Consider the following 24,977-nt stretch of genomic DNA (forward strand, 5'->3'; position numbering starts at 1 on the left):
TCTGGCGGTGACGTGGTTGCACGGGAGGACGACGGGAATTCCCCGGGCGTTAACCGGCGCCGCCCGCTCCGCCCACTCCACCCTCCCCACTGCCGGGCCACAGACCGTCCTCCGTCAGCCCCAGCAGCCCGATCGCGTTCCCTCGCACGATCCGCTCGACCACATCCACCGCCAGGTGCCCCATCTGCGCCTCGCCAACCTCGCGGGACTTCGGCCAAGTGGAGTCGGAGTGGGGGTAGTCGGTCTCGTACAGGACGTTGCCGAGGCCGATGGAGTCCAGGTTCCTGAGCCCGAAGGCGTCGTCGAAGAAGCAGCCGTAGACGTGCTCGGCGAAGAGCTCGGAGGGCGGCCGGTGCACCTTGTCGGCGACGCCGCCCCAGCCCCGGTTCTCCTCCCACACCACATCGGCCCGCTCAAGAATGTACGGAATCCACCCGATCTGCCCCTCCGCGTACATCACCTTCAGATTCGGGAACCGCTCGAACTTGCCGCTCATCAGCCAGTCGACCATGGAGAAGCAGCAGTTGGCGAAGGTGATGGTGGAGCCGACGGCGGGCGGTGCGTCGGCGGAGGTGGAGGGCATGCGACTGCTGGAACCGATGTGCATGGCGACGACGGTGCCGGTCTCGTCGCAGGCGGCGAGGAAGGGGTCCCAGGCGTCGGTGTGGACGGAGGGCAGGCCGAGGTGCGGGGGTATCTCGGAGAAGGCGACGGCCCGGACACCGCGCGCGGCGTTCCGCCGGACCTCGGCGGCGGCCAGTTCGGCGTCCCACAGCGGAATGAGGGTGAGCGGGATGAGCCGCCCACGCGCCTCGGGCCCGCACCACTCCTCCACCATCCAGTCGTTGTACGCCTCCACGCACAGCAGACCCAGCTCGTGGTCCTTCGCCTCGGTGAAGGTCTGCCCGCAGAAGCGCGGGAAGGTGGGGAAGCACAGGGCCGACTGCACATGGTTGACGTCCATGTCGGCGAGGCGCGCGGGGACGTCGTACGAGCCCGCCCGCATCTGCTCGTACGTGATGACTTCGAGCTTGATCTCGTCCCTGCTGTAGCCGACGGCGGTGTCGAGGCGGGTGAGGGGCCGGTGCAGATCCTCGTACACCCACCAGTCGCCGACCGGCGCGTCGTCGCCCGGGTCGCCCGGATCGCCCATGACGGGCTTGAACCGGCCACCGAGGAAGGTCATCTCCTTCAGAGGCGCACGGACGATACGCGGCCCTATATCCCGGTATTTACTGGGAAGCCGGTCCTGCCAGACGTGCGCGGGCTCCACGGTGTGGTCGTCGACGGAGATGATCCGCGGGAAGTCACCGGGGGTTTCGAGGGCATCGGGGGCGTCGATCCGGGTGTCGTGGGTGTCCATGACGCCCACGTTAGCGCTGATCTGACGGACCGTCAGCTACCGTGTTCGATGGTCTCCGATGATGGGGTCTGTGCGTATGTGTGCGGAGAGCATGTGAGGGGGTTGTGGACTCCCGTGAGTCGGCCTGTGATCGGCGTCTCCCACGGCTGACGCAACCACACTGAACAAGGCAAACTGACGGAGTTGTTCGGGATGCCTAGGGGGACCAACGCATGGACGGTGTACCGCGAGTACCGGAGCAGCGGCGCCCCGGCTCCTCCTCCGGGGAGCCGACGGCGCTGCGCTTCAGCGTGCTCGGTCCGGTGCGCGCCTGGCGCGGCGAGGAGCCGCTCAGCACCGGCTCCCCCCAGCAGCGCGCCCTGCTCGCCGCCCTGCTGCTGCGCGAGGGCCGCACGGCGACCGCCGCGGAACTGATCGACGCGCTGTGGGGCCCCGAGCCCCCCTCGCAGGCCCTCGCGGCGGTCCGTACCTACGCCTCACGACTGCGGAAGGTCCTGGACCCCGGAGTCCTGGTGAGCGAGTCCGGCGGCTACGCGGTGCGCTCCCTCGGCGAGGGCGCGCTGGATCTGGTGGTGGCGCAGGACCTGACGGCGGAGGCGGAGAAGTCGCGCGGCGCCGGGGACCTGTGCCATGCGCGGGAGGTGCTGAACCGGGCGCTGGGGCTGTGGGACGGTGAAGCCCTGGCAGGAGTCCCTGGCCCGTACGCGGACGCGCAGCGGGTCCGCCTGGAGGAATGGCGCCTCCAACTCCTCGAATCCCGCCTCGACATGGACCTGGAGCAGGGCTGCCACGCGGAGGCGGTCTCGGAACTGACGGCCCTCACCGCCGCCCATCCCCTGCGCGAGCGGCTGCGTGAACTGCTGATGCTGGCGCTGTACCGCAGCGGTCGCCAGGCGGAGGCGCTGGCGGTGTACGCGGACACACGGCGCCTGCTGGCGGAGGAACTGGGCGTGGACCCACGCCCGGGCCTGAAGGAACTCCAGCAGAAGATCCTCCAGGCGGACCCGGCCCTCGCCGAGTTCTCGGCGCCGGTGACGGAACCGGCGGTGGTACCGGTACGCCCGGCACAGCTTCCGGCGACCGTCCCGGACTTCACGGGCCGTGCCGCCTTCGTGGGCGAGCTGAGCGAGGTGCTGGCATCGGCGTCCGAGACCGACGCCGGCGGTGGCGGCCGGGTGATGGCGGTGTCGGCGCTGGCCGGGATCGGCGGCGTGGGCAAGACGACACTCGCGGTGCACGTCGCGCACCAGGCGCGTTCCGCCTTCCCCGACGGCCAGTTGTACGTCGACCTCCAGGGCGCGGGCGCGCGGTCGGCGGAGCCGGAGACGGTACTGGGCTCGTTCCTGCGGGCACTCGGCACGGCGGACTCGGCGATCCCGGACTCCCTGGAGGAGCGGGCGGCGCTGTACCGCTCGGTCCTCGACGGCCGCCGGGTACTGGTCCTGCTGGACAACGCGAAGGACGCGGCCCAGGTGCGGCCGCTGCTGCCGGGCACTGAAGGCTGCGCGGCGCTGGTGACATCGCGGGTCCGGATGGTGGATCTGGCGGGCGCGCACCTCGTCGACCTGGACGTGATGTCCCCCGACGAGGCCCTCTCCCTGTTCACCAAGATCGTGGGCGACGAGCGGGTGGCGAGCGAGCGGGAGGCCGCGCTGGACGTGGTGGCGGCGTGCGGCTTCCTCCCCCTCGCGATCCGCATCGCGGCCTCGCGCCTGGCGGCCCGGCGCACATGGACGGTGTCCGTACTGGCGGCGAAGCTCGCGGACGAACGCCGCCGCCTGGACGAACTCCAGGCCGGCGACCTCGCGGTCAAGGCAACCTTCGAACTCGGCTACGGCGCCCTGGAACCGGCCCAGGCCCGAGCATTCCGGCTGCTGGGACTGGCGGACGGGCCGGATGTGTCGCTGGCGGCGGCGGCCGCGGTGCTGGACCTGCCGGCGGAAGACACCGAGGACCTGCTGGAGGCCCTGGTCGACACGTCGCTGCTGGAATCGGCCGCGCCCGGACGCTACCGCTTCCACGACCTGGTCCGGCTCTACGCGCGTGCGTGCGCGGAACGGGACGAACAGCCCCCGAGCGAACGGGGTTCGGCGATGTCGCGGTTGCTGGACTTCTACCTGGCCACGGCGGCGGGGGTTTACGCGATCGAGCGGCCGGGGGACCGGCTGGTGGACCATCTCGAGCCCACTCGGCACCCGGGCCTGACCTTCACCGACTCCAAGGCCGCCGTGGACTGGTTGTACGCGGAAGGCGACTGCCTCCTGGCCTGCGTCCGGCAGAGCGCAGGGCACGGCATGCTGCGGCGGGCGGTGGACCTGTTGTGGGTCGCCAAGGACCTCACGGAATCCGGGGCGAACTCCTACCGGTACGAAAGCACCGCGGTGGCCTTGCGGGACATGGCCCAGGAGATGGGCGACAGCCGTGCCGAAGGCCGCGCGCGCACCGCGTTGACCAATGCGCTGCTGGTGTCCGACAAGTTCACGCAGGCCGATGAGGAGGCACGCCTGGCGATCCTGCTCGCTCAGGAGTCAGGAGACCTCGCGCCCTGCTGCTGGGCTCCCAACGACCGGGGAATCATCGCCCTCTACCAAGGACGCAACGACGACGGGGAGAGGCACCTCCAGGAGGCGATCGTCAACTACCGGGCGGACGGAAATCTGCCCGGCGAGGCCAGCGCGCTGTGCAATCTCTCCCGCATCCACGTCAAACTCGGGAGGCTGACCAGCGCGGTCGAGCTGGCACGGCGAGGACTCGCCATCTACGACCAGCTCGGGCTGACCCTTCGCGTCGCCAACGCGCGGCTTGCCCTCGGTATCGCGCTCAGCGCCGCCGATCGTGGTCCGGAGGCTCTGGAGCAACTCCACGAAGCGCTCCGGCTGTTCCAGGAGAACCGGCAGCGCCTTTGGGAGGGCACGGCCAACTTCCGTATCGCCGAGACCCATCTCGCCGCCGGAAGCCACGCCTTGGCGGCACGCCACGCCGAGCAAGGACTCGCCCTCAAGGTCATCGGAGGTGATTGGATGCGGGCCAACGTACTGACAACGCTCGGCCAGGCCCTCAACCAGCTCGGACAGACCGACCGGGCGAGGGCGTGCTGGAGCGAGGCCCTCAGCATTCACGAGCAGTTCGGCGCCGCCGAGGCCGAGCAGGTGAAGGCACTCCTCCGGCCGGCCGCCGCGGCCTGATGGTTGCCTGACGCGACGTTCATTGTTTGTTTATCGCCGGCCGCCATTCTCATACATGCCGGTCCGTCGCGTCGGGGGGCAGACGGCACGGCACTTGGCCCCACCGTTATGGTGAGCGGCCTTGACGCCCGTCCGGAGACCCTCGGGGGAGTCGCCGGGCGGGCGGATCGCCCCACAACGCTCGACAGAAAGTTGCCGACGATGAGCGACACCTCGAAGAAGCACAAGATCACCACGCTGGAGAACCACGCCGGCAGCCCGGACGACGGCTCCACCGTCAAGCCCCTGGAGAACCACGCGGGCAGCACCACGGAGAGCGAGACCATCAAGCCGCTCGAGAACCACGCCGGTGTCGTGGAAGAGGGCATCGCGAAGACCCTCGAGAACCACGCCGGCTCCGAGAAGGCGTAAGGCTCTCGCACACGACGGGGGCTCGGCCGCGGCGGCGCGGAGGGGATGCCGCCGCGGCCGAGGCGTGCAGCGCTGCCTCACGACTGGGGCCGAGCCCAAGCTCGGCCCCAGCGTCATGTACCCAGTGGCATCGGGCCGCCCAGCTCGCACCAAACGGTCTTGCCGACGCTCCCCTGCTCCACCCCCCACCGCGACGCCACCGCATCGAGCAGGGCGAGCCCACGCCCCTCCTCCTCGTCATCCGCCGCCCGCACGAGCACCGGCAGGGCCCGCGCGTCCGGGTCGGTGACCTCCACACGAACGCAGCCACCGTCCGTGCGAGCCACCCGTACGCGGACCGGAGTGCCCTCCCCCACGTGCCGGACGACGTTGGCGACGAGTTCGGTGACGCAGAGCTGGACATCGTCGCAGGGCACGTCCAGGTGGCGGCGCACCGTGCGGCGCAAGCCCGCAAGCGCCTCAGGCATGGCCGCTAGCTCCAGGTCCAGCGGTGGTGGACCCTGCATCCGGCCGTCACCTCGCAACACCGCCGCCAGCCTGTACGCGGTCGCGGCATTGCAGTTGCCGAGCGCGATCAGTCCCGCCGGAGGCCGGTACTCCGCCGCGAAGCTCGGCAAGTCCACCCGGAGGGAAGGCAGCGTGATGCCGTGGGCGGCGAGGGCGTCGCGCAACTCCTCCACGCAGAGAGTCGAGTCGTAGACGCCGGAACTGGGAGTGGGGGGTTGTGGGGTTTGTGGGGGCACGTCCCGTAACACCTTCCTGTGCTCTCTGTGACGAATCAGTCACACAGTGACGCCGATCCGCGTACCGTTGAAGGGATTTCGACTGCGCAAGCGCAACTGGCAAACGGGGGTGGACAGTGCCCCCACGCAAGGATCCCGACGCGTCCGCGAACGTCCCCTCCTTCTACGGCGCCGAGTTGCGCTACCAGCGCGAACTGGCCGGCCTCACGCTCGAACAACTGGCGGAGGGAAGCTTCCGAGGCGTCCCGTTCCTGAGCCAGATCGAGCGCGGCGAGCGGCGCATGCCGGTGGATCTCGCCCGGCACGTCGACCAGGTCCTGAAGACCGACGGCTTTTTCGAGCGGCGTTGTGAAGACGCCCGGAGAGCACGGCAGTCGGGGCATGCGGAGTACTTCGCGGAGGTGGCGGAGATGGAGCGGCACGCCGAGACCATCGAGGACTGGGCGCCGATGTTGGTACCGGGGCTGCTGCAAACCCAGGCGTACGCTGAGGCCGTCGTTCACACGTCCCTGCCGTGGCTTCCGCCCGAGACGGTCGGCAGGCAGGTCCAGGCCCGACTGAAGCGCGCGGAGATCTGGAATCGCGAAGGGCGCCCGGCGTTCTGGGCGGTTCTGCACGAGTCCCTGGTCCGCAAACCCCTGCTACATCCGGCGGAGATGGCGGTACAACTGGAGCGCATCGCCCACGTGATCCGCTCCACGCAAGGCGTTCTGCAGATCCTCCCGGAAACGGCGCACACCCACCCGTTCATGATGGGCATGATGAGGATCACGACCTTCGCGGATGCCCCGCCGGTGGCTTACACAGAGGGGCTCCACAATGGCCAACTCATCGACTTTCCGGCGCTCGTGAAGGACTACCGCAGGTCGTACGATCTGCTCAGGGCCGCCGCACTCCCGCCAGAGGCGTCCCTGGCCCTGGTCGAACGAGCGGCATAGGACTACCGAAATGGCAAACACCAGGATTGACCTGAGCACTGCCCTGTGGCGCAAGAGCAGCTACAGCAACGGCAGCGGTGGCGAGTGCGTCGAGGTCACCACCGCCCACCCCGACGTCATCCCCGTTCGCGATTCGAAGACAGCCGAGACCGGCCCCGTACTCCTCTTCCATCCGCCCGCCTGGACCTCCTTCCTCGACTCCCTGAAGGACTGACCCCGCCGGTTATCCACAGGCCAAGCGTCAGGCTGGGAATTCTGCGATCTTGGCCGGGTGGAACGGAGGGACTTGAGGACGCTGGCGGTGGGAGGAATCCTCCTCACCCCGCGGGCCGTCGCGGCCGGCTGGTCCCGGCCGAGCCTCGCGCGTGCGCTGCGGACCGGGGGCTGGACCCGGATCCGGTACGGCGCCTGGGCGGAGCCGGGCCGCAACCCGGACCTGGTGACTCAGCTCCGGGCGGTGCAGTTGCTCGAGCCCCGGCTGATCGTGAGCCACCGCTCGGCAGCCGCCTTATGGCGCATCGAAACGCTGACCGGCGCCTCGAAGGCACCCCTGGAATTCATCGACCCGCAGCTAACGCTCCGCCGTGCGGGCAGCGGCGTCCATGCTTACCGGATGCCGCTCGCCGCACTGGACGTGGCGGAACGACAGGGGCTATGGCTGACAACCCCGCTCCGCACCCTCACCGACCTGCTCCGCCAAGGGCCGAGGGACGAAGCGGTCGTCGCGCTGGACTCGGCTTTCTCCTACCGCGACATCGGCGGACTCCACCGTGCCCCGCTCACCAGACCCGAAACGATCGCCGCCGCGCTCGCGACCACCGACCGTGGTTCGACGAGCAGAGCGCCGCACTGGCTGCGGCTGGCCGATCCCCTCGCCGGGTCACCTGCCGAAACCATCGCCCGACTGCGCATGCACGACGCCGGCCTCCACCCCGAGAGCCAGGCGGAGTTGCGCACTCCGGACGGCCGACGCCGCTACCTCGACTTCCTCTTCCGGAGGGAGGGGCTCGGAGTAGAGATCGAGGGATACGCCTACCACGGCACCCGCGACTCCCACCGCCGGGACATCCTCCGCTACAACCAACTGATCCAATGCCCGCAAATCCGCAGCCTCCTCCGCTTCAGCGCGGAGGTCGTCTTCCACCGGCCTGCCTACATGGTGGAGGAAATCCGCAGTGCCCTTGCCGCACTGACCGCCCATTGACAGTGACCGTGGGGCCGCCCGCTTCCTTTGCAGTGTCGTGCTTCCGCGACCCGAGTAAAGGGCGCTGCGTTCCGCTGCGCTGCACTCCGCGTCGCCTGCGGCGATCGGCCTGGCGGCCGACCCTTGACTCGGCTCGCTCCAGCACGGGGAAGAAGCGAGCGGGCAGCCCGGAGAAAGCGGGGGCCAAGGTGGGCGGCCCCTGCCGTCGGCTGGGCTGTGGGGCAGGGTTGGGGGGCGCGGTGGCGCCTCGCCTGCACGCCGGGTGGGTTCGGCGGCGATCGGTGGGTGGGTGGGTGGCTGGGGGCGCGCCGGGCGGGCTTGGCGGCTTACGGTCAGTGGGTGGGCGCGGGGATGGGGTGGCGACTACGAGTGGAAGGAATGTCTCACCCCTCAAGCCCGCTGGCCTGCGACTACTCCCTCCGCCCCCGGTACATTCCTTCCACTCACCGAACAGGCGTGGCTGATGAGGCCTTTGTGACTCGCGGGAGCGGCGCGAGGCGCCAAGGCCCATGACGGCCCAGGCCCACGGCGGCCCACCCCACACAGCGCCCCAAGTCCCGCCGCGCAATCCCCGCTGAGCCCACCCGGCGTACCCGCGCCCACCCACCGACCGCCGGCCGCCAAGCCCGCCCAGCGTGCCCCGGCCCACCCAGCGCGCAAGCGAGGCGCCACCGCGCACCCCAACCCACCGCAAGCCGCTAAGCCGTCCCGGCGTGCAGGCGAGGCGCGCCCGCGCCCCCCAACCCCGCCCCACAGCCCAGCCGGCGGAAGGGAACACCGACCTCGGCCCCCGCTTTCCTCGGGCTGCCCGCTCGCTTCTCCCACGGGATTCCGTGGGCCGAGTCAAGGGTGGCCCGTAGGGCCATCGGCGCAGCCGACGCGGGAGTGGAGCGAAGCGGAACGGGAGCGCCCTTTACTCGGGTCGCGGAATCACGACACTGCAAAAGAAGCGGGCGGCCCCACGGTCACCGCTCAACCCGGGCCCCGATCACTCACCCGCAGTTCCCCCTTCACCACCTTGCCGCTCGCGTTCCGGGGAAGCTCGCCCACGAACTCCACCACCCTGGGCACCTTGTAGTTGGCCATCTCTCTCCGGGCCCAGGCGATCAGGTCGTCCCCGGTGAGCACGGACCCCGGGCGCCTGACCACGTATGCCTTGCCCACCTCGCCCAGACGCGCGTCCGGGATTCCGATTACCGCGGTGTCTGCCACATCCGGGTGGAGGCCGAGGAGTTGCTCTATCTCGGCCGGGTAGGCGTTGAAGCCGCCGACTATGTACATGTCCTTGATGCGGTCGGTGATGCGAAGGTTGCCGGCCTCGTCCAGGACGCCCACGTCGCCGGTGCGCAGCCAGCCGTCCGCCGTGATCGCCTCCGTCGTGGCCGGCTCGTCCTCGTAGTAGGCGCGCATGATGTTGAAGCCTCGGACCAGGACCTCGCCCGGGGTGGCGGCGGGGACCGGTGCGCCATCGGCGTCGACCACCTTCAGCTCCGTCCCGGGTATCGGCCGGCCCGAAGTGGATGCGATCACCGACGGGTCGTCGCCCCGGCGGCACATGGTCACGATGCCGCTCGCCTCGGAGAGGCCGTACGCCGTGAGGACCGTGCCCACGCCCAACTCCCCGCGCAGGCGTTCCACCAGGCGCAGGGGAACCACCGCCGCACCGGTCACCACCAGTCGGAGTGCGGAGAGGTCGTGCGCGTCCCTGGACGGGTGGTCGAGGAGGGACTGGTGGAGGGTGGGCGGACCCGGGAGCACCGAGACCCGTTCCGCGGCTATGTTCGCCAGCGCCGTGTCCACGTTGAACACCGGCTGCGGGATCATCGTCGCGCCGCGCATCAGGCACGCGATCACGCCCGCCTTGTAGCCGAAGGTGTGGAAGAAGGGGTTCACGATCAGGTAGCGGTCGTGCTGCCGCAAGCCGGCCAGGTCCGCCCAGATCTCGTATGCCCGCAACGTCTGTTCGTGGGTGATCATCGCGCCCTTGGGGCGGCCGGTCGTGCCCGACGTGAAGACGATGTCCGACAGGCAGTCGCCGTCGATCTCGTCGGTTCGGCGGCGGACCCCTGTCGTCCCCGTCCCCTCCCCGCTCGCCAGGAAGTCCTTCCAGGTACGGAAGTCGGGTGGGGCGTCGTCCGAGAGCACCACTACCTGTTCCAGCCCCGGCAACCCCGGAAGGGGGCCATCACCCCCAGCCCCAGCCCCAGCCCCCGCCCCCACCGCCCGCCTCAGCGACGCCACATACGACGTGCCCAGGAACGTCCCCGTCACGAACAGCAGCCGGGCCCCGCTCCTCCCCAGCACGTCCGCCGCCTCCGTGCCCTTGAAGCGGGTGTTCAACGGTACGAGCACCGCGCCCGCCGAGACCGCGCCGAGCGCCGCGACGATCCAGTCGAGGGAGTTGGGGGCCCATATCCCCACCCGGTCGCCCACGGTCACACCGTTCGCCATGCAGGCCGCCGCCGCGCGTTCCACCCGGGCGCCCAACTCCGCGTACGAGATCCGCGTACGGCCGTCGACCACCGCCTCGGTGTCCGCGTACCGCTCGGCCGACCACCGCACCAACTGAGGAATGGTGTCCCAGTCACTCATAGCAGCCCCCTGCCACCGCCGCCGTAGCTGACTGTCCGTCAGATTAGCTGTAATCTGACGGCCTGTCAGCCGAAGAAGGGTGGGCACACCATGGCAGGACCAGGGCTGAAGGACGCCACCGCCATCGTCGGGATCGGGCAGACCGCCTTCGCCAAGCGGCTGCCCGAGGACGAGAAGACCCTCGCCTGTCGTGCCGTCCTCGCCGCCCTCGACGACGCCGGGATCGGCCCCGGCGAGGTCGACGCCCTCGCCTCCTACACCATGGAGGAGACCGATGAGGTGGAGCTCGCGAAGGCCGTCGGGTTCGGGGATCTCACCTTCTTCAGCAAGGTGGGGTACGGGGGCGGCGGTTCCTGTGCCACCGTCGCCCACCTCGCGGCCGCGATAGCGAGCGGCCAGGCCACCGTCGGGGTCGCCTGGCGGTCACGGAAGCGTGGGAGCGGGCCGCGGCCCTGGACCAATACCGCCGTCCAACTGCCCACTCCCGCCCAGTGGACCCGGCCCTTCGGTCTCCTCCGGCCCGCCGACGAGATCGCCATGCTCACGCGGCGGTACATGCACGAGTACGGTGCCACCCGGGATCATCTGTTCAATGTTGCCTTGGCCTGTAGGAACCGGGCGAACCAGAATCCTGCGGCCGTGATGTACGAGCGGCCGCTGACCCGCGAGATGTACATGACCGCCCGGTGGATCAGTGAGCCCCTCTGCCTCTTCGACAACTGCCTGGAGACGGACGGGGCCCTCGCCTGCGTCGTCGTCTCACGCGAACGCGCCCTCGACTGCCGGCAGCGGCCCGTCTACGTCCACTCCGCCGCGCAGGGCCTGCCCGCCCAGCACCACGGCATGGTCAACTACTGGAACGACGACCCCCTCACCGGGCCCGCCTGGACCGCCGCCCGGCATCTGTGGAAGCACGCGGACTTCACGGCGGAGGATGTCGATGTCGCCCAGATCTACGACGCGTTCACGGCTCTGATACCGCTCTCCTTGGAGGGGTACGGCTTCTGCGGGAGGGGCGAGGGCGGGGCGTTCACCGAGGGGGGTGCCCTGGAGATCGGGGGGCGGTTGCCCGTCAACACCGGTGGGGGCGGGCTCTCCGAGGCCTATGTGCATGGCTTCAACCTCATCAACGAAGGCGTCAAGCAGCTGCGCGGGACCAGTACCGCGCAGGTGCCCGGCGCCGCCACCTGCCTCGTCACCGCCGGGGAAGGGGTCCCGACGTCCGCGCTGCTGCTGAGGAGTTGACCGCCCTGTGCTGAGTCCTGTCATCGATGCCGACGGCGGCCCGTTCTGGCGGTACGCCGCCCAGGGCGAGCTGCGGGTCCAGGCCTGCGCCGACTGCTCGGAGGTCCGTTTCCCGCCCCGCCCCTGCTGTCCGCACTGCCGGTCCTTCGCCTGCGAGTGGCGGCTCACCTCGGGGCGCGGGCGGGTGTGGTCGTACGTCGTTCCGCATCCGCCGCTGCTGCCGGAGTACGCGGAGCAGGCGCCGTACAACGTGATCGTCATCGAACTGGACGACGCGCCGCGGGTGCGGCTCGTCGGGAATCTCGTGAGTCGTGCCGGGGCGCCGCTCAACTCCGTCGATCCGCAGGCGGTCAGGGTCGGCGCCCGGGTTCGGGTGGTGTTCGCGGACGGGCTTCCGCAGTGGGTTCTGGCGTGAACTCCGGGCGGAGGTGCGGATGAACAGCCTGCGGCTCGACATCGACAAGGGGACGGGGGTCGCCGTCGTCACCCTGGACAGGCCGGAGCGGCTCAACGCGATCGATCTGGAGATGGTCCGGGAACTGCGGGCGGTGTGGGGTGAGTTGCGGTTCGACGACGGGGTGCGTGCCGTCGTTCTCACCGGGGCCGGTGAGCGGGCGTTCTGTACCGGGATCGACCGGGACGTGGTGGTGCCGCAGCCTTCGTCGCCGTACATGCAGGACGACCCGTTGCTGACGGTCGGGCCGAAGGCCAACGATCTGTGGAAGCCGGTCGTCGCCGCCGTGCGCGGGATGGCCTGTGGTGGGGCCTTCTATCTGCTGGGCGAGAGCGAGTTCGTCGTCGCGGACGCCACGGCCGTGTTCTTCGATCCGCACACCACGTACGGGATGGTCAGCGCCTACGAGTCCGTGCTGATGGCGCAGCGGATGCCGTACGGGGAGGTCGCGCGGATGGTGCTCATGGGCAACGCCGAGCGGATCGGGGCCCGGCGGGCCCATGAGATCGGGCTCGTGAGCGAAGTCACCGAGGAGGGGCGGGCGTTGGAGGCCGCGGTGCGGTGTGCCGTCGTCATCGCCGAGTGTCCGGCCGAGGCCGTGCAGGGGTCCGTGCGGGCCTTGTGGGCGGCTCGGGAGGCGGGGCGGGCGCCGGGGTTCGCGCAGGCGCCGCAGTTGATCGCGCTGGGGAATCTGCCGGGTGGGCGGCAGGCCGCGTTGTTCGCCGGCAGACGGCGGAACGAGCCGCGGACACGGTGAGTGACCGTCTGGCGGGAGGTGCGTACCGGGCGTAGCGTCTGCTGTGAGAGCGAGGAGCCCTCCCCGGAGCGACGGCCGCCGTCCGCAGCCCCTTCCGTGCGACTACTGGCACGGCGGCCGTCCCGGAGGGTCGTCCGGGACGGGCCGTCCGCCGGATCGTCCGCTACGTCGTCCGTGCGGTGCCCGTTCCCTTCTCCGCGTCCAGCGCGTACACGCACCGGTCCTTGCTGCACGCGTACACCACGCCGTCCTTGACCACCGGGGAGCCGGTGATCTCGCCGCCGGTGGCGAGTTTCCAGCGGAGGCGGCCGTCGTCGGCCTTGAGCGTGTAGAGGAGGTGGTCGGTGGAGCCGAAGTGGATGCGGCCCTCGGCCACGGCGGGGGCGCCCACGACGTCGCCGCCCGCCTGGAAGCGCCACTTGGGGGTACCGGTGACGGCGTCCAGGGTGTAGAGGCCCTTGCCGCTGCCGACGTGGACGTGGCCGGCGGCGACGAGGACCGGCTCGATGGAGGCGCGGGACTCGGTGGCGATGCGCCAGCGGTCGCGGCCGTCGGTGGCGTCGAGGGCGTAGACGGTGCCGAGGTAGTCGGCGAGGTAGATGCCGCCGCCGGTGACCGCGGGGCCGGGGGCGAAGGTGGGGGCGCAGAGGAAGGCGGCGGGGGCCTCGAAGTGCCAGCGCACCATGCCGCTCGCCACGTCGATGGCGAGGACGCGGGTGCCGGCGGAGAGGTAGACGTAGCCGTCGGGGGCGTGGGTGAGGCGGATCGGTACGCCGCCGCAGGAGGCCGCGTCGCCGATGGGGTACGACCAGCGTTCCTCGCCGGTGCGGGCGTCCAGGGCGCGCAGGCGGGCGTCCTGCCAGACGAAGGCGGTGCCCTCGTGCAGGGCGGGACCGGCCTCGGGGGACTCGAAGTCGGTCTGGCAGCCGGTGATCTCCCACAGCTTCTGGCCGCTGGAGGCTTCCCAGGCCTGGACGCCGCCGCCGCGGGTGCCGGTGACGACGGTGCCCCGGTCGGCCTGGAGGGAGTACACCCAGGCTTCGGTGGACAGCCGCCACAGGTCGGTGCCCTCGCGGCAGTCGAGGGCGAACAGGGTGGGTCCGTCGGAGGCGTGGATGCGGCCGTCGGCGACGTCCATGGACCAGGCGACGTCCCGGGTCTTGAAGCGGCGGCGGCCGGTGGCCACGTCCAGGGCGTGCACCTCGAAGGAGGTGACGTAGACGAGGTCGCCGTCGACGGCCGGGGTGCCCCAGACGTCGTTGGACATGCGGAAGCGCCAGGGCCGCCAGCCGGTGGCGGTCTCCGGGGGCGGGGGCGCGGGTACGGCGGGGTCGGCGCCGTTGACGCCGGGGCGCGGGCGGGACCAGCTGGCGACCAGACCGGACTCGGGCGGGGGCGCCTTGACGGCGGCGGCGCGGGTGTCGGTGACGCGCGGGCCGGGGCCGATGGGCACCTTGGCGCCGGCCAGCTGGACGGGGCCGGTGTCGGGGGCGCCCGTGGGGGCGGGGGTCGCCATCGGCACGGGGCCCGGGCCGGGTGCCGGGACGGCGGGGTCGTACGAGGGCGGCGGGGGCAGCGCGGGGCGGCCGGTGCCGCGGGCGCCGGACGGGGACGGCGGGGCGGCCGGGCGGCCGTTGCGGCGGGACTCGATGAGGGCGACGGCCTTCTCGGGCAGCCAGGCGGAGGCGGTGCCGCTGTCGTCGGTGCCGGAGCCGAAGAGGTGGGGGGCGAGCTGGGACTGGAGGTCGGCGGGGTTGGGGCGGCCCGTGGCCTCCATCTGCATGCAGGACTCGATGAGCGGGCGCAGCTCGTCCGGGAGGCCTTCGAGGTCGGGGCCCTCGCGCAGCAGCATGAAGACGGTCTCGACCGGGTTGGCGCCGTGGAAGGGCGGGTGTCCGGTGGCGGCGAACACGAGCATGGAGCCGAGCGAGAAGACGTCGCTGGCGCCGGTGACGCTGCGGGAGTCCTTGGCCTGCTCGGGGGACATGTAGGCGGGTGTGCCGACGGCCACGTTCGTCATCGTCAAACGCGTGTTCGAAACGCCGGACGCGATGCCGAAGTCGATGACCCGGGGGCCGTCCTCGACGACGAGCACGTTGGACGGCTTGAGGTCGCGGTGCACGAGCCCGGCGCCGTGGATGGACTGGAGCGCCTCCGCGACGCCCGCCGCGAGCCAGCGCACCGCCTGGGCCGGGAGCGGCCCGCAGTCGTTCACTATCTCTTCGAGAGAGGGCGCGGGGACGTATGCGGTGGCCAGCCACGGCACGGCGGCGCGCGGGTCGGCGTCGACGACCGCGGCCGTGTAGAAGCCGGAGACCGCCCGAGCCGCCTCCACCTCACGTGTGAAGCGGACGCGGAACAGCTGGTCCTCGGCGAGCTCCGTACGGACCGTCTTGATCGCCACGCGCCGGCCGGACGCCGAGCGCGCGAGATAGACCAGCCCCATGCCGCCGGCGCCCAGTCGGCCCAGCACCTCGAACGGCCCGATCCGCCGCGGATCGTGCTGCGTCAGCTGATCCACCACTTGCCTGCCACCTCCCCGTACGAGCCGCGCCACCCACATATGTACGCGACCCCGTGCAGCGTCTCACCACCGCACCGCCGCGGCGGCACGCACCCCGATTCTTCCTGGCCGGGGTCCATGTTGCGAACCCGGTGACAAATCGGGGTGTCTCCCTATAAAGGAGGCGAAAGCCCGCGGTTTCAGCGGTGGAGCAGCGCGAAGGACGCCCCCTGATTGTCGGTGACGACGGCCACGGATCCGTACGAGGCCTCGAAAGGCGCCACCTGCACCCGTCCGCCGAGCCGCTGGACCGTCCCGAGGGCGTCCGCGAGGTCGTCCACCCGGAAGTGGACGAGGAAGTGCGGGGGCATCTCGGCGGGGAAGACGGCGGAGACGGGGGCGCGGCCGAAGTCGGGCTCGGCCTCGGTACCGAAGAGGGCGTCGTGGAAGAGGCCGCCGTAGAAGGCGTTGGCCGCCTCGGTGTCCCGGGTGTACAGCTCGGCCCAGATGAAGGTGCCGGGGGCATGGCGCAGGACGAAGCCGGGGTGCTCGCCCGGCTGCCACAGGCCGAAGACGGCGCCCTCGCGGTCGGCGGCCAGCGCGGTCGTGCCCAGGTCGTCGACCGGTGCCGGCAGCGCGACGATCTGTCCGCCGGCCGCGATGATGCGCCGGCACAGGGCCTCGGCGTCCGGGGTGGCGAAGTAGACCGTCCAGACGGTGGGCATACGGCCGTCCGTCTTGGGCGCGAGGGCGGCGACGGGTTCACCGTCCAGCCGCGCCCATACGGAGGTGCCGTACGCCTCCTCGAAGGTCCAGCCGAAGAGTTCCCCGTAGAACCGTTCCCCGGCCGCTACGTCGGGAAGCTGCGCGTCCACCCAGCAGGGGACGCCCTCTCCGTACACCGATGCCCTGTTTTCGGCCATGTCGCCAAAGTAACCGTGCGACGCGCACCGCGCAGACCAGGCACACCACCTCATTCGCGCCCGTGCACCCCATTTGCAGTCGGCCGAATCGCGCTCGCATCACCCCTCGGTAAGCTGACGACATGACAGGACAAGTGCGTACCGTCGACGGCCGCGTGGCCGGTCGGCGTGGGCAGGCGACACGGCAGAAACTGCTCGACTGCCTCAGTGAGATGCTCAGCTCTTCCCCGTACCGGGACGTCAAGGTCATCGATGTCGCCCGGAAGGCGGGCACTTCGCCCGCGACCTTCTACCAGTACTTCCCGGACGTCGAAGGCGCCGTCCTGGAGATCGCCGAGGAAATGGCCGCCGAGGGCGCCGGGTTGACCGAACTGGTCGCCGGGCGGTCCTGGGCCGGCAAGGCGGGTTGGCAGACCGCGCAGGAACTCGTGGACGGATTCCTGGAGTTCTGGCGGAAGAACGACGCCATCCTGCGCGTCGTCGACCTCGGCGCCGCCGAGGGGGACAAACGGTTCTACAAGATCCGCATGAAGATCCTGAATTCGGTGAACAACTCCCTGGCGGAGTCCATCACCGAGCTTCAGTCCAAGGGCAGGGTCGACAAGGACGTGAACCCGGCCGCGGTCGCGGGCTCGCTGGTCGCGATGCTCGCCGCGGTGGCCGGGCACCAGAAGGGATTCTCGTCCTGGGGCGTCAAGCAGGCCGAACTCAAGCCGAATCTGGCGCTGTTGGTGCACCTGGGCGTGACGGGCCGGAAGCCGACGAAATAGGCCGTTCGGCCGCCCCCCTTCCGGGCACCCCTTTTTTCGATGTTCTCCGACACCAAGTCCTGTCTGGCAGGCGGTGGTTCACGCGAGTGGACCACCGCCTGTCGTGCTTTCCGCCCGGCGAACGCACTCGCCGGGCGGCTCGAAGACGCCCACGCCCGCCTGGTCGCCGTGCACCTGAGCCGCGGTCCGCCCCGGCCGCCCGGGTCGCGGTGCCGGGTCCTCCGTCCGCCCTACGCCGGCAACGGCCGGTCCTTCACCACGTGCTTCATCACCAGCGTGGACGTCAGCCGCTGCACTCCCGGCAGGGTGGCGAGCCGCTCGTCGTAGAGCCGTTGGAACGCGGCGAGGTCGGCGGTGGCGACCCGCAGGAGGTAGTCCGGTTCGCCGAAGAGGCGCTGGGCGTCCAGGACGTACTCCACCTCACTGACCGCCCGCTCGAACTCCGCGACGGTGTCCCGGTCCTCCTGCCGCATGGACACGAAGACCAGTGCCTCGAAGGTCAGCCCGACGGCCGCCGGGTCCACGACCGCGCGGTAGCCCTGGATGGCACCGGACCGCTCCAGCTCGCGCAGCCGCCGGTGGCACGGCGAGACGCTCAGCCGCACCCGCGCGGCCAGCTCGGTCACGGTCAGCCGCCCGTCCTGCTGGAGCGCGGCAAGAATTTTCTGATCGACGTCGTCCATGAGGAAGATATTTGCTCAGTATCCGCGATCATGGGCAAATTTCGGGAACACATTCGGGCCATTCACGCCTAATGTCCCCCTCATGGAATCCGCAAGCCTCCTCTCCTTCCTCGCCCTGGACCTGCTGCTGGTGTGCGTACCGGGCGCCGACTGGGCCTATGTGATCGCGGCCGGCCTGCGCGGCCGCCGGGTCACGGGCGCGGTGGCGGGCCTGGTCGCCGGGTACGCACTGCACACGGTTCTGGCGGCGGCGGGCCTGGCGGTGCTGGTGGCGGGCTCGCCCCGGCTGCTCACCGCGCTGACGGTGGCGGGCGCCGGGTACCTGCTGTGGCTGGGGTGGGGGGTGCTGCGCCGCCCGGCCGTGCCCGGGACGGCGGCCGAGGCCGACGACTCCCGGGTCTTCCTGCGCGGCGCCGCGATCAGCGGCCTCAACCCCAAGGGCCTGCTGCTCTACCTCTCCGTGCTTCCGCAGTTCCTCACCCTCCGCGGCGACCACCTGCCCGTCCCCGTCCAGACGGCCGCCCTGGGACTGCTCCACATGGCCTGCTGCGCCGCCGTGTACCTGAGCGTCGGCGTCCTCGCCCACGCCCTGCTGGCCGCCCGCCCCGCCGCCGCCCGCGCGGTCACCCGCACCTCGGGGGCGGCGATGCTCGGCATCGGCGCGTTCCTGCTGGTGGAGCGGCTGGCGACGCTGTGACGGACGGCGGTGCGATGACGGACGGCAGGCGGTGCGATGACGGACGCCGACGGTGATGGCGGCCGGCGACGCTACGCGCGGCGCGTGAGCCGGAACACCCGGATCTCCCGCTCCACCCGCGCCTGGTAGGTCGCGTACGGCGGCCAGAACTCCAGCAGCACCGTCCAGGCCGCCGCCCGCTCCTCGCCCGCCAGCAGCCGGGCCGTGACGGGTATGTCCTCGCCCTTCCAGCTGACGGAGGCGTCCGGATGGGCGAGGAGGTTGGCGGTCCAGGCCGGGTGGCCGGTGCGCCCGAAGTTGGAGCCGACGAGCAGCCAGCTCTGCCTGCCCGTCGCCTGCCCGCCCTTCTCCGGCATGCAGGCGAGCGGTGTGCGGCGGGCCAGGCCGCTGCGGGCGCCGGTCGTGGTGAGGACGACCCCGGGCAGCAGCTGGGCACTGAGCAGCACCCGGCCCCGGGTGAGCCGGTGGACCGCCCGGTCCAGGGCCGGGACCACGTGCGGGGCGACCTTGGCGAAGCCCCGGGTGGACGACACCTTCTGCACCAGACGCACTCCGACGGCGGTCATCGGGCCGCCACCCCCTCCCGCTCGAAGAACCGGCCCGCCTCGGCCGCCCGCGCCCGCAGCCGGTGCACCGGCCCGAACAGCAGCTCGTCCCCGGCCGCCCGCTTGAAGTACAGATGGGCCTCGTGCTCCCAGGTGAAACCGATCCCGCCGTGCAGTTGGATCGCCTCGCCCGCCGCACACCGCAGGGCCTCGAGCGCCTGCGCCAGCGCGAGCCCGCCGACCAGTTCCCCCGTCCGGTCCCCCGCCGGCTCCCCCTGCGCGGTCGCCCAGGCGGCGTAGTACGCGGCCGACCGGGCCGCCTGCACCTGTACGTAGACGTCCGCGAGGCGGTGCTTGACCGCCTGGAAGGAGCCGATCGCCCGCCCGAACTGCTCGCGCTGCCGGACGTACTCCACGGTCCGCTCCAGCGCCCGGTCGGCGGCCCCGACGGCCTCGGCGGCGAGCACGGCGGCGACGGTGTCCCCGAGGGCGGCGAGGGCGGCGAGCACGTCGGCGTCCTCGTCCCCGAGCAGTTCGGCCCGTACGTCCCGCAGCTGGACCCGCCCCTGCGGCCGGGTGGCGTCGAGCGCGGTCCGCCGGGTCCGTACGACCCCTGCCGCGTCCCCCGCCACGAGGAAGAGCAGGGTCCGCGACCGCGCGAAGCCCCCGGCGTGCGCGGCGACGACCAGCAGGCCGGCGCGGTGCCCGTCCAGCACCTGGTCGGCCTGCCCGTACAACCGCCACCCCGCCTCTTCCCGGCGGGCCTGCACACCCCCCGCCCGGCCCCCGCCCGCCCACTCCCCGCCGTTGCCGCCGGTCAGGGCGAGGGCGGTGGTGAGGGCGGTGCCGGGGACGGCGAGGGCGGCGGTGAGCGCGCCGGAGGCGAGGCGGGGCAGCAGGTCGGCGCGCTGGGCGTCGGTGCCGAGGGCGAGGATCAGCGGGGCGGCGAGGACCGCGGTGGCGAGCAGGGGGGAGGGGGCGAGCACCCGCCCCACCTCCTCGCAGGCGAGGGCGAGGTCGGTGACCGGGCAGCCGACACCGCCGTACGCCTCGGGGAGGGCCAGGCCCGGCAGGCCGAGCTGGTCGGCGAGGGCGGTCCACAGGGCGGGGTCGTGCCCGGCCGGGCTGTCGACGGCGGCCCGCAGTTCCTCCGCTCCGCAGCGTTTGTGCAGCAACTCTCGCAGCGTACGGCGGATCTCGTCCTGCTCGGCGGTGAGGCGCGTGTCCATGACTGTTCCCTCCCGACCAGATCTGACGGCCCGTCATGTTAGGGCGGGGGGACGGAGATTCCCAGGGGTGGACGCCCAGGGGTACGCCACCTGCCGCGAGGCGGCGAATCTGATGTACCGTCAGATTCATGACGCGAGGGAGCCGGAAAGTCGCCGTGGTGGGGGCAGCCCTCTCCGACTGCGGCCGCGTGGACGACGCGACCCCGTACACCCTGCACGCCCAGGCGGCCCGCCGCGCGCTCACGGACGCGGGACTGGACCGGGCGCGCGTGGACGGCTTGGCCTCGGCGGGACTCGGCACGCTGGCGCCGGTGGAGGTGGCGGAGTACCTGGGCCTGCGCCCCACCTGGGTGGACTCCACCTCCGTCGGCGGCTCCACCTGGGAGGTCATGGCGGGGCACGCGGCGGACGCGATAGCGGCGGGCCACGCGAACGCCGTCCTGCTGGTGTACGGCTCCACGGCACGCGCGGACATCAAGGCGGGCCGGCGGACCGGCGACCTGTCCTTCGGCGCCCGCGGCCCGCTCCAGTTCGAGGTGCCGTACGGCCACACGCTGATCGCCAAGTACGCGATGGCGGCCCGCCGCCACATGATCGAACACGGTACGACGATCGAGCAGTTGGCCCAGGTCGCGGTGCAGGCCAGGGCCAACGCCGCCCTCAACCCGGAGGCGATGTTCCGCGACCCGGTCACCGTCGACGACGTCCTGTCCGGCCCGTTGATCGCCGATCCCTTCACCAAGCTGCACTGCTGCCTCCGCTCCGACGGCGGCGCGGCGGTGCTGCTGGCGGCCCAGGAGTACGTCCGGGACTGCCGCACCGCCCCCGTCTGGATCCTCGGCACCGGCGAACACGTCTCGCACGCCACGATGTCCGAGTGGCCCGACTTCACCGTCTCCCCCGCCGCGGTCAGCGGCCGGCTCGCCTTCGAGCGGGCCGGCGTCCGGCCCGAGGAGATCGACTTCGCGGAGATCTACGACGCCTTCACCTACATGACCCTGGTCACCCTGGAAGACCTCGGCTTCTGCCCGAAGGGCGAGGGCGGGGCGTTCGTCGAGAAGGGGCGGCTGCTGGTGCGGGGCGGGGAACTGCCGGTGAACACCGACGGAGGCGGGCTGTCGGCCCAACACCCGGGGATGCGAGGCCTGTTCCTGCTGGTGGAGGCGGTACGGCAGCTGCGGGGCGAGGGCGGGGAACGGCAGGTGCGCCTAGCGGGAGGCGAGTTGCCGCGCCTGGGGGTGGCGTCCGGGACCGGGGGGTGGTTCTGCTCGTCCGGGACGGTGATCCTGGGACGGGAGTGAACCGTCGGGCGGGAGTGAACCGTCGGGCGGGAGCGAGCGGGGTCGGTGCGGTGGGTTCGGCACAGGTGTGGACGTCGCTGCTCGGTGTCGTGGTGGGCGGCGGCCTGTCGTACGTCGCCCAGCTCACCGCCGGCCGTCAGGTGTGGGACGACTCACCGCAGGACACGATGGGGAACCGCCTGCGGGAACCGCAGCGCCGCGCCGCGCCCCGTACGGACCCGCTCGCGCCTGCGGAGTGGTCCCGGAGTGATACTCGGCCCATGGCAGCAACCGATCTCCACGAGCTCCTGAGGTCACTGCGGGTCTGGGACCCCGGGGTCACGGAGCTACCCGCCTTCGACCCGACGACCGCGCCCCCGACCCCGCTCGCCCTGTTCACCGCCTGGTTCGCGGAGGCGGTGGCCGCCGGGCAGGCCGAGCCGCACACCATGTCGCTGGCGACGGCGGACGAGGAGGGCCGTCCGGACGTGCGGATCGTGATGCTGCACGGCGCCGACGCCGACGGCTGGTCCTTCGCGTCCCACGCCACCAGCCGCAAGGGCCGGCAGCTCGCCGCCCGCCCGTACGCGGCCCTCTGCTTCTACTGGCCGGTGCTCGGACGGCAGGTCCGGATCCGGGGCCAGGTCACGGCCGCGCCCTCGCCGGAGAGCCAGGCCGATCTGCATGCGCGCTCCACCGGTGCGCTCGCGGCGGCGCTGACCGGCCGGCAGAGCGAGGTCCTGCCGTCGCTGGAGGAGCTGCGGTCCGCCTCGCAGGCCGCCTGGGACCAGGCACGGGAGAACCCGGGCGCCCCCTCCCCGACGTGGACGCTGTACCGGCTGCGGCCGGAGGAGGTCGAGTTCTTCCAGGGCGACCCCGAGCGGCGCCACGTACGGCTCGCCTACCGGCACACGGCGTTCGGCTGGGAGCGGACCCTGCTGTGGCCCTGAGCGCGGGCCGGCTCTGTTGCCCTGGCCCGGGGACCCTAACCCCGCGGCCCGGCCTCGAACCCGTACACCGCGAAGTCGGCCACGGGCCGGTAGCCGAGTCGCCGGTACAGCCCGTTGCTGGTCGGATTGGCGAGGTCGGTGAAGAGCAGCACCTCCGTCCCCGCCTTGAGCGCGACCCGGCTCACCTCGGCGGTCACGGCGCCCGCGTATCCGCGTCCGCGCAGGTGGGCGGGGGTGTAGACGGGCGCCACCCGGAGCTGCCCGGCGACCTCGGGGGTCACCCCGGCCATGGCGACGGGGACGCCGTCGGGGGTCTCCCAGAATGTGACGCCGCCGTTGGCGATGCGGGCGTCGGCCCAGGCGCCGGGATCCATGAACCCGCGCTGGTCGGTGGCGTCGGCGAACTCCTCGAACCAGCGGGCCAGCAGCTCCCGGTCCGCCGCCCCGGCCACGCGCGCCCGGCCTTCGGGCGCTGGCTCCGGGACCGCCAAGTCAGCGAGACGGTACAGCCGTTGGCGCTCGCGCAGCGCACCGCGGTCCCCCGCCCGCCGCTCCCACGCCGCCGTGAACGCGGCCGCCGTCTCCCGCTCGGCCAAGACACCGGGGACGGTATGGCCGAGTTCGAGCAGCCGGGCGGCGAGCGCGTCGGCCTCCTCGGCGGTCACCGGAGTGATGTTCCACGGGTGCGGAGGCGTTCGGAACAGCGCCGCGCGTACCGCGCCGCCGGGTTCCGCCAGCCATCCGAACACGGGTGCCCCGTCGCCGTAGAGGCGCGGTCCGCGCTTGCGCAGTGCGTCGGTGACCGTCAGCGCCACGGTGTGCGGCGCGGGCCGCGAGCGCAGGAAGTCACCGGCGTGGGCGAGGAATTCGTCGAGGTCTTCGGTGAGGTGCCAGTCGTGGTGCCGGTCATCGGGATTCATGTCTCATGTTCCCGTCCCGCCCCCGCGCCCCGCCTCCCATTTACTTCACGGCCGGCTCCGGGTCGGTGGCGATCCGCGCGTGCAGGTGCACGTCCCGGAACGCGTCCAGCCGCCCGGCCTCGAACATCGCCCCGCGCAGCGTCCCCTCGTAGGCGTACCCGCACCTCTCCGCGACCCGGCACGACGCCTCGTGTCCGACCGCGTGCCCCAACTCCAGCCGGTGCAGACCGAATTCCGTGAACGCCCAGCGGGTCACGAGCGCGAGCGCCCGTACGGCGACCCCCTGCCCCCGCGCCTCCGGAAGGACCCAGTAGCCGACGCGGGCGACGCGCATGACCCGCTCGATGGTGTTCAGGCTGATCTGGCCGAGCGTGGTGCCGGTGTCCGCGTCGGTGACGCGGAAGGACACGCGGTCACCGCTCGCGACTCTCACCGCCTGCGCGCGCAGGGAGTCCCGGGCGCTGCCGAGGTCGGTGACGGGCTTCAACGGGGTGTTCCAGCGCCGGAATTCCGGGTCCTCCAGGCCGCGCAGCCAGGCCGCCACGTCGGCGTCGGACTCCGCGTCCCAGCGGCGCAGGCGCAGCCCGTGACCGTGCGGCTCGGGGGCGGGGTTGACGGTGGGCTGCTCATTCACAGAGACCATGACAGCCATTCAATCGCGGGCCGCCGCCGGCTCCGCCACCGGCCGGAAGACCGGCACCCCCACCCGGAACGCCACCTCGACCGCCATCCCCGCGCGCAGTTCCCCGGCCGGGCACTCCACCACCTCGGTCATCATCCGGGGGCCCTCCGCGAGGTCGACGACGGCGGCGACGTACGGGGTGCGTTCGCCGAACGGGGGCAGGTCGTTGCGGTGGACGACGGACCAGGTGTAGAGGGTGGCGCGGCCGGTCGCCCGGTCCCAGGTGACGTCGTCGCTCCAGCAGTGGGGGCAGAACTCGCGCGGGTAGTGGTGCGCCCGGCCGCACGCGCCGCAGCGGCGCAGGAGGAGCCGGCCCTCGGCCGCCGCGTCCCAGTAGGTCCGGGTGAAGGCGTCGGGCTCGGGGACGTCGAACCGTACGGCTGCCATCAGAACCATCCCAGGGCGTGGTCGACGGACCACACCTGCCAGGACATCCCGAACAGCGCGACCAGCGAGATCAGGGCCATCATCGAGTTCTGCCCCTGCTCGGCCCAGTCGTGGATCATGAGGACGAGGTAGAGGAGGTTCAGGAGCAGGCCGCCGGCCAGGGCGACGGGGGTGAGGAAGCCGGCCACCAGGCCCAGGCCGAGCGCCAGTTCCGCGTACACCACGACGTACGCCATCACCCGGGGCCGTGGCTCGACCACGACGTGGAAGCCGGAGCGGACCGCGTTCCAGCGGTGCTTCGCCGCGACGTCCGCCGCCCAGGCGATGCCGGTGCCGCGTTCGAACCAGCTCTTCCTGTCCTTGTGCCGCCAGCTCTCCAGCCACCACAGGCCGAGCCCGATGCGGAGCACGGCCAGCCATTCGGAACCGCTCAGCCAGATCGCGTCCATGGCATCTGACGGTACGTCAGTTTTGGGCGCATGCCGAGAGGCGGGGGGAGAAAACCCGCACACGGAA

The 24,977-nt window shown here is 71.8% G+C and carries 24 protein-coding genes; 12 read left to right on the forward strand and 12 right to left on the reverse strand.

Annotation, left to right across the window (positions count from 1 at the left end; genetic code table 11):
- Window positions 1-49: 49 nt before the first annotated feature.
- A complete protein-coding gene (locus ABZ915_RS21785; RefSeq protein WP_361805408.1) occupies window positions 50-1,363 on the reverse strand; it encodes an amidohydrolase family protein in 1,314 nt (437 codons plus the stop codon).
- 212 nt (window positions 1,364-1,575) lie between these two features.
- Between ABZ915_RS21785 and ABZ915_RS21790 the strand changes: the two genes are divergently transcribed.
- Entirely contained in the window at window positions 1,576-4,548 is a 2,973-nt protein-coding gene (locus ABZ915_RS21790; RefSeq protein WP_361805411.1) for a BTAD domain-containing putative transcriptional regulator, read from the forward strand.
- 201 nt (window positions 4,549-4,749) lie between these two features.
- Window positions 4,750-4,959 carry a hypothetical protein gene (locus tag ABZ915_RS21795; RefSeq protein ID WP_361805414.1) on the forward strand — a complete coding sequence of 70 codons (210 nt, stop codon included), beginning with the start codon at window positions 4,750-4,752 and terminating at the stop codon, window positions 4,957-4,959.
- 113 nt (window positions 4,960-5,072) lie between these two features.
- Here the strand turns inward: ABZ915_RS21795 and ABZ915_RS21800 are convergent, their stop codons facing one another.
- Window positions 5,073-5,639 (reverse strand): ATP-binding protein, encoded by a 567-nt coding sequence (locus tag ABZ915_RS21800; protein WP_361805417.1) that lies wholly within the window; start codon window positions 5,637-5,639, stop codon window positions 5,073-5,075.
- Window positions 5,640-5,818: 179 nt separating this feature from the next.
- On the opposite strand from ABZ915_RS21800, the gene ABZ915_RS21805 reads away from it, so the two are divergent.
- From ABZ915_RS21805 to ABZ915_RS21815, 3 genes are all read left to right on the forward strand, one after another.
- Complete coding sequence (locus ABZ915_RS21805; RefSeq protein ID WP_361805420.1) at window positions 5,819-6,640, forward strand: helix-turn-helix transcriptional regulator; 822 nt, start codon at window positions 5,819-5,821, stop codon at window positions 6,638-6,640.
- A 10-nt stretch (window positions 6,641-6,650) separates the two neighbouring features.
- Complete coding sequence (locus tag ABZ915_RS21810; RefSeq protein ID WP_361805423.1) at window positions 6,651-6,854, forward strand: DUF397 domain-containing protein; 204 nt, start codon at window positions 6,651-6,653, stop codon at window positions 6,852-6,854.
- An 87-nt stretch (window positions 6,855-6,941) separates the two neighbouring features.
- On the forward strand, window positions 6,942-7,844 hold the full coding sequence (locus ABZ915_RS21815) for a hypothetical protein (RefSeq protein WP_361805426.1): 903 nt from the start codon (window positions 6,942-6,944) through the stop codon (window positions 7,842-7,844).
- A gap of 972 nt (window positions 7,845-8,816) precedes the next feature.
- Here the strand turns inward: ABZ915_RS21815 and ABZ915_RS21820 are convergent.
- Window positions 8,817-10,436, reverse strand: a complete 1,620-nt coding sequence (locus ABZ915_RS21820; RefSeq protein WP_361805429.1) for a FadD3 family acyl-CoA ligase — start codon at window positions 10,434-10,436, stop codon at window positions 8,817-8,819.
- 90 nt (window positions 10,437-10,526) lie between these two features.
- On the opposite strand from ABZ915_RS21820, the gene ABZ915_RS21825 reads away from it, so the two are divergent.
- From ABZ915_RS21825 to ABZ915_RS21835, 3 genes are read left to right on the forward strand one after another with little or no spacing between them, the layout of a single operon-like run.
- Window positions 10,527-11,681: a lipid-transfer protein gene (locus ABZ915_RS21825; protein WP_361805432.1), complete on the forward strand. Its 1,155-nt coding sequence runs from the start codon at window positions 10,527-10,529 to the stop codon at window positions 11,679-11,681.
- Between the two features lie 7 nt (window positions 11,682-11,688).
- Window positions 11,689-12,096 carry an OB-fold domain-containing protein gene (locus tag ABZ915_RS21830; RefSeq protein WP_361805435.1) on the forward strand — a complete coding sequence of 136 codons (408 nt, stop codon included), beginning with the start codon at window positions 11,689-11,691 and terminating at the stop codon, window positions 12,094-12,096.
- A 19-nt stretch (window positions 12,097-12,115) separates the two neighbouring features.
- A complete protein-coding gene (locus tag ABZ915_RS21835) occupies window positions 12,116-12,892 on the forward strand; it encodes an enoyl-CoA hydratase/isomerase family protein (protein ID WP_361805438.1) in 777 nt (258 codons plus the stop codon).
- 163 nt (window positions 12,893-13,055) lie between these two features.
- Here the strand turns inward: ABZ915_RS21835 and ABZ915_RS21840 are convergent, their stop codons facing one another.
- Both ABZ915_RS21840 and ABZ915_RS21845 read right to left on the reverse strand, forming a co-directional pair.
- On the reverse strand, window positions 13,056-15,416 hold the full coding sequence (locus ABZ915_RS21840; protein WP_361805440.1) for a serine/threonine-protein kinase: 2,361 nt from the start codon (window positions 15,414-15,416) through the stop codon (window positions 13,056-13,058).
- A gap of 179 nt (window positions 15,417-15,595) precedes the next feature.
- Window positions 15,596-16,318, reverse strand: a complete 723-nt coding sequence (locus ABZ915_RS21845) for a VOC family protein (RefSeq protein ID WP_361805443.1) — start codon at window positions 16,316-16,318, stop codon at window positions 15,596-15,598.
- A 122-nt stretch (window positions 16,319-16,440) separates the two neighbouring features.
- On the opposite strand from ABZ915_RS21845, the gene ABZ915_RS21850 reads away from it, so the two are divergent.
- Window positions 16,441-17,088 (forward strand): TetR family transcriptional regulator, encoded by a 648-nt coding sequence (locus tag ABZ915_RS21850; RefSeq protein WP_361805446.1) that lies wholly within the window; start codon window positions 16,441-16,443, stop codon window positions 17,086-17,088.
- A gap of 230 nt (window positions 17,089-17,318) precedes the next feature.
- Here ABZ915_RS21850 and ABZ915_RS21855 read toward each other — a convergent pair whose 3' ends face one another.
- Window positions 17,319-17,771 (reverse strand): Lrp/AsnC family transcriptional regulator, encoded by a 453-nt coding sequence (locus ABZ915_RS21855; protein WP_361805449.1) that lies wholly within the window; start codon window positions 17,769-17,771, stop codon window positions 17,319-17,321.
- An 82-nt stretch (window positions 17,772-17,853) separates the two neighbouring features.
- Between ABZ915_RS21855 and ABZ915_RS21860 the strand changes: the two genes are divergently transcribed.
- Window positions 17,854-18,468 carry a LysE family translocator gene (locus ABZ915_RS21860; protein ID WP_361805452.1) on the forward strand — a complete coding sequence of 205 codons (615 nt, stop codon included), beginning with the start codon at window positions 17,854-17,856 and terminating at the stop codon, window positions 18,466-18,468.
- A gap of 71 nt (window positions 18,469-18,539) precedes the next feature.
- On the opposite strand, the gene ABZ915_RS21865 is transcribed toward ABZ915_RS21860, so the two are convergent.
- Complete coding sequence (locus ABZ915_RS21865) at window positions 18,540-19,034, reverse strand: nitroreductase family deazaflavin-dependent oxidoreductase (RefSeq protein WP_361805455.1); 495 nt, start codon at window positions 19,032-19,034, stop codon at window positions 18,540-18,542.
- Window positions 19,031-20,242 carry an acyl-CoA dehydrogenase family protein gene (locus ABZ915_RS21870; protein WP_361805458.1) on the reverse strand — a complete coding sequence of 404 codons (1,212 nt, stop codon included), beginning with the start codon at window positions 20,240-20,242 and terminating at the stop codon, window positions 19,031-19,033. The genes ABZ915_RS21865 and ABZ915_RS21870 overlap by 4 nt, the downstream gene beginning before the upstream one ends.
- A gap of 128 nt (window positions 20,243-20,370) precedes the next feature.
- On the opposite strand from ABZ915_RS21870, the gene ABZ915_RS21875 reads away from it, so the two are divergent.
- Window positions 20,371-21,543: an acetyl-CoA acetyltransferase gene (locus tag ABZ915_RS21875; protein ID WP_361805461.1), complete on the forward strand. Its 1,173-nt coding sequence runs from the start codon at window positions 20,371-20,373 to the stop codon at window positions 21,541-21,543.
- Window positions 21,544-21,803: 260 nt separating this feature from the next.
- A complete protein-coding gene (locus tag ABZ915_RS21880; RefSeq protein ID WP_361806278.1) occupies window positions 21,804-22,472 on the forward strand; it encodes a pyridoxal 5'-phosphate synthase in 669 nt (222 codons plus the stop codon).
- Between the two features lie 35 nt (window positions 22,473-22,507).
- Here ABZ915_RS21880 and ABZ915_RS21885 read toward each other — a convergent pair whose 3' ends face one another.
- The 4 genes from ABZ915_RS21885 to ABZ915_RS21900 are packed head-to-tail and all read right to left on the reverse strand — an operon-like array spanning window position 22,508 to window position 24,910.
- Window positions 22,508-23,392, reverse strand: coding sequence for a GNAT family N-acetyltransferase (locus ABZ915_RS21885; protein WP_361805464.1), 885 nt, complete (start codon window positions 23,390-23,392; stop codon window positions 22,508-22,510).
- 40 nt (window positions 23,393-23,432) lie between these two features.
- Entirely contained in the window at window positions 23,433-24,035 is a 603-nt protein-coding gene (locus tag ABZ915_RS21890) for a GNAT family N-acetyltransferase (RefSeq protein ID WP_361805467.1), read from the reverse strand.
- 9 nt (window positions 24,036-24,044) lie between these two features.
- The gene (locus tag ABZ915_RS21895) at window positions 24,045-24,461 is read right to left on the reverse strand and encodes a Zn-ribbon domain-containing OB-fold protein (RefSeq protein ID WP_361805470.1); all 417 of its coding nucleotides are present in this window, start codon (window positions 24,459-24,461) and stop codon (window positions 24,045-24,047) included.
- Window positions 24,461-24,910 carry a DoxX family protein gene (locus ABZ915_RS21900; RefSeq protein ID WP_361805473.1) on the reverse strand — a complete coding sequence of 150 codons (450 nt, stop codon included), beginning with the start codon at window positions 24,908-24,910 and terminating at the stop codon, window positions 24,461-24,463. Before ABZ915_RS21900 ends, ABZ915_RS21895 begins: the two co-directional genes overlap by 1 nt.
- Between the last annotated feature and the right edge of the window lie 67 nt (window positions 24,911-24,977).

Source organism: Streptomyces sp. NPDC046915 (assembly GCF_040644935.1).
Classification (GTDB): domain Bacteria; phylum Actinomycetota; class Actinomycetes; order Streptomycetales; family Streptomycetaceae; genus Streptomyces.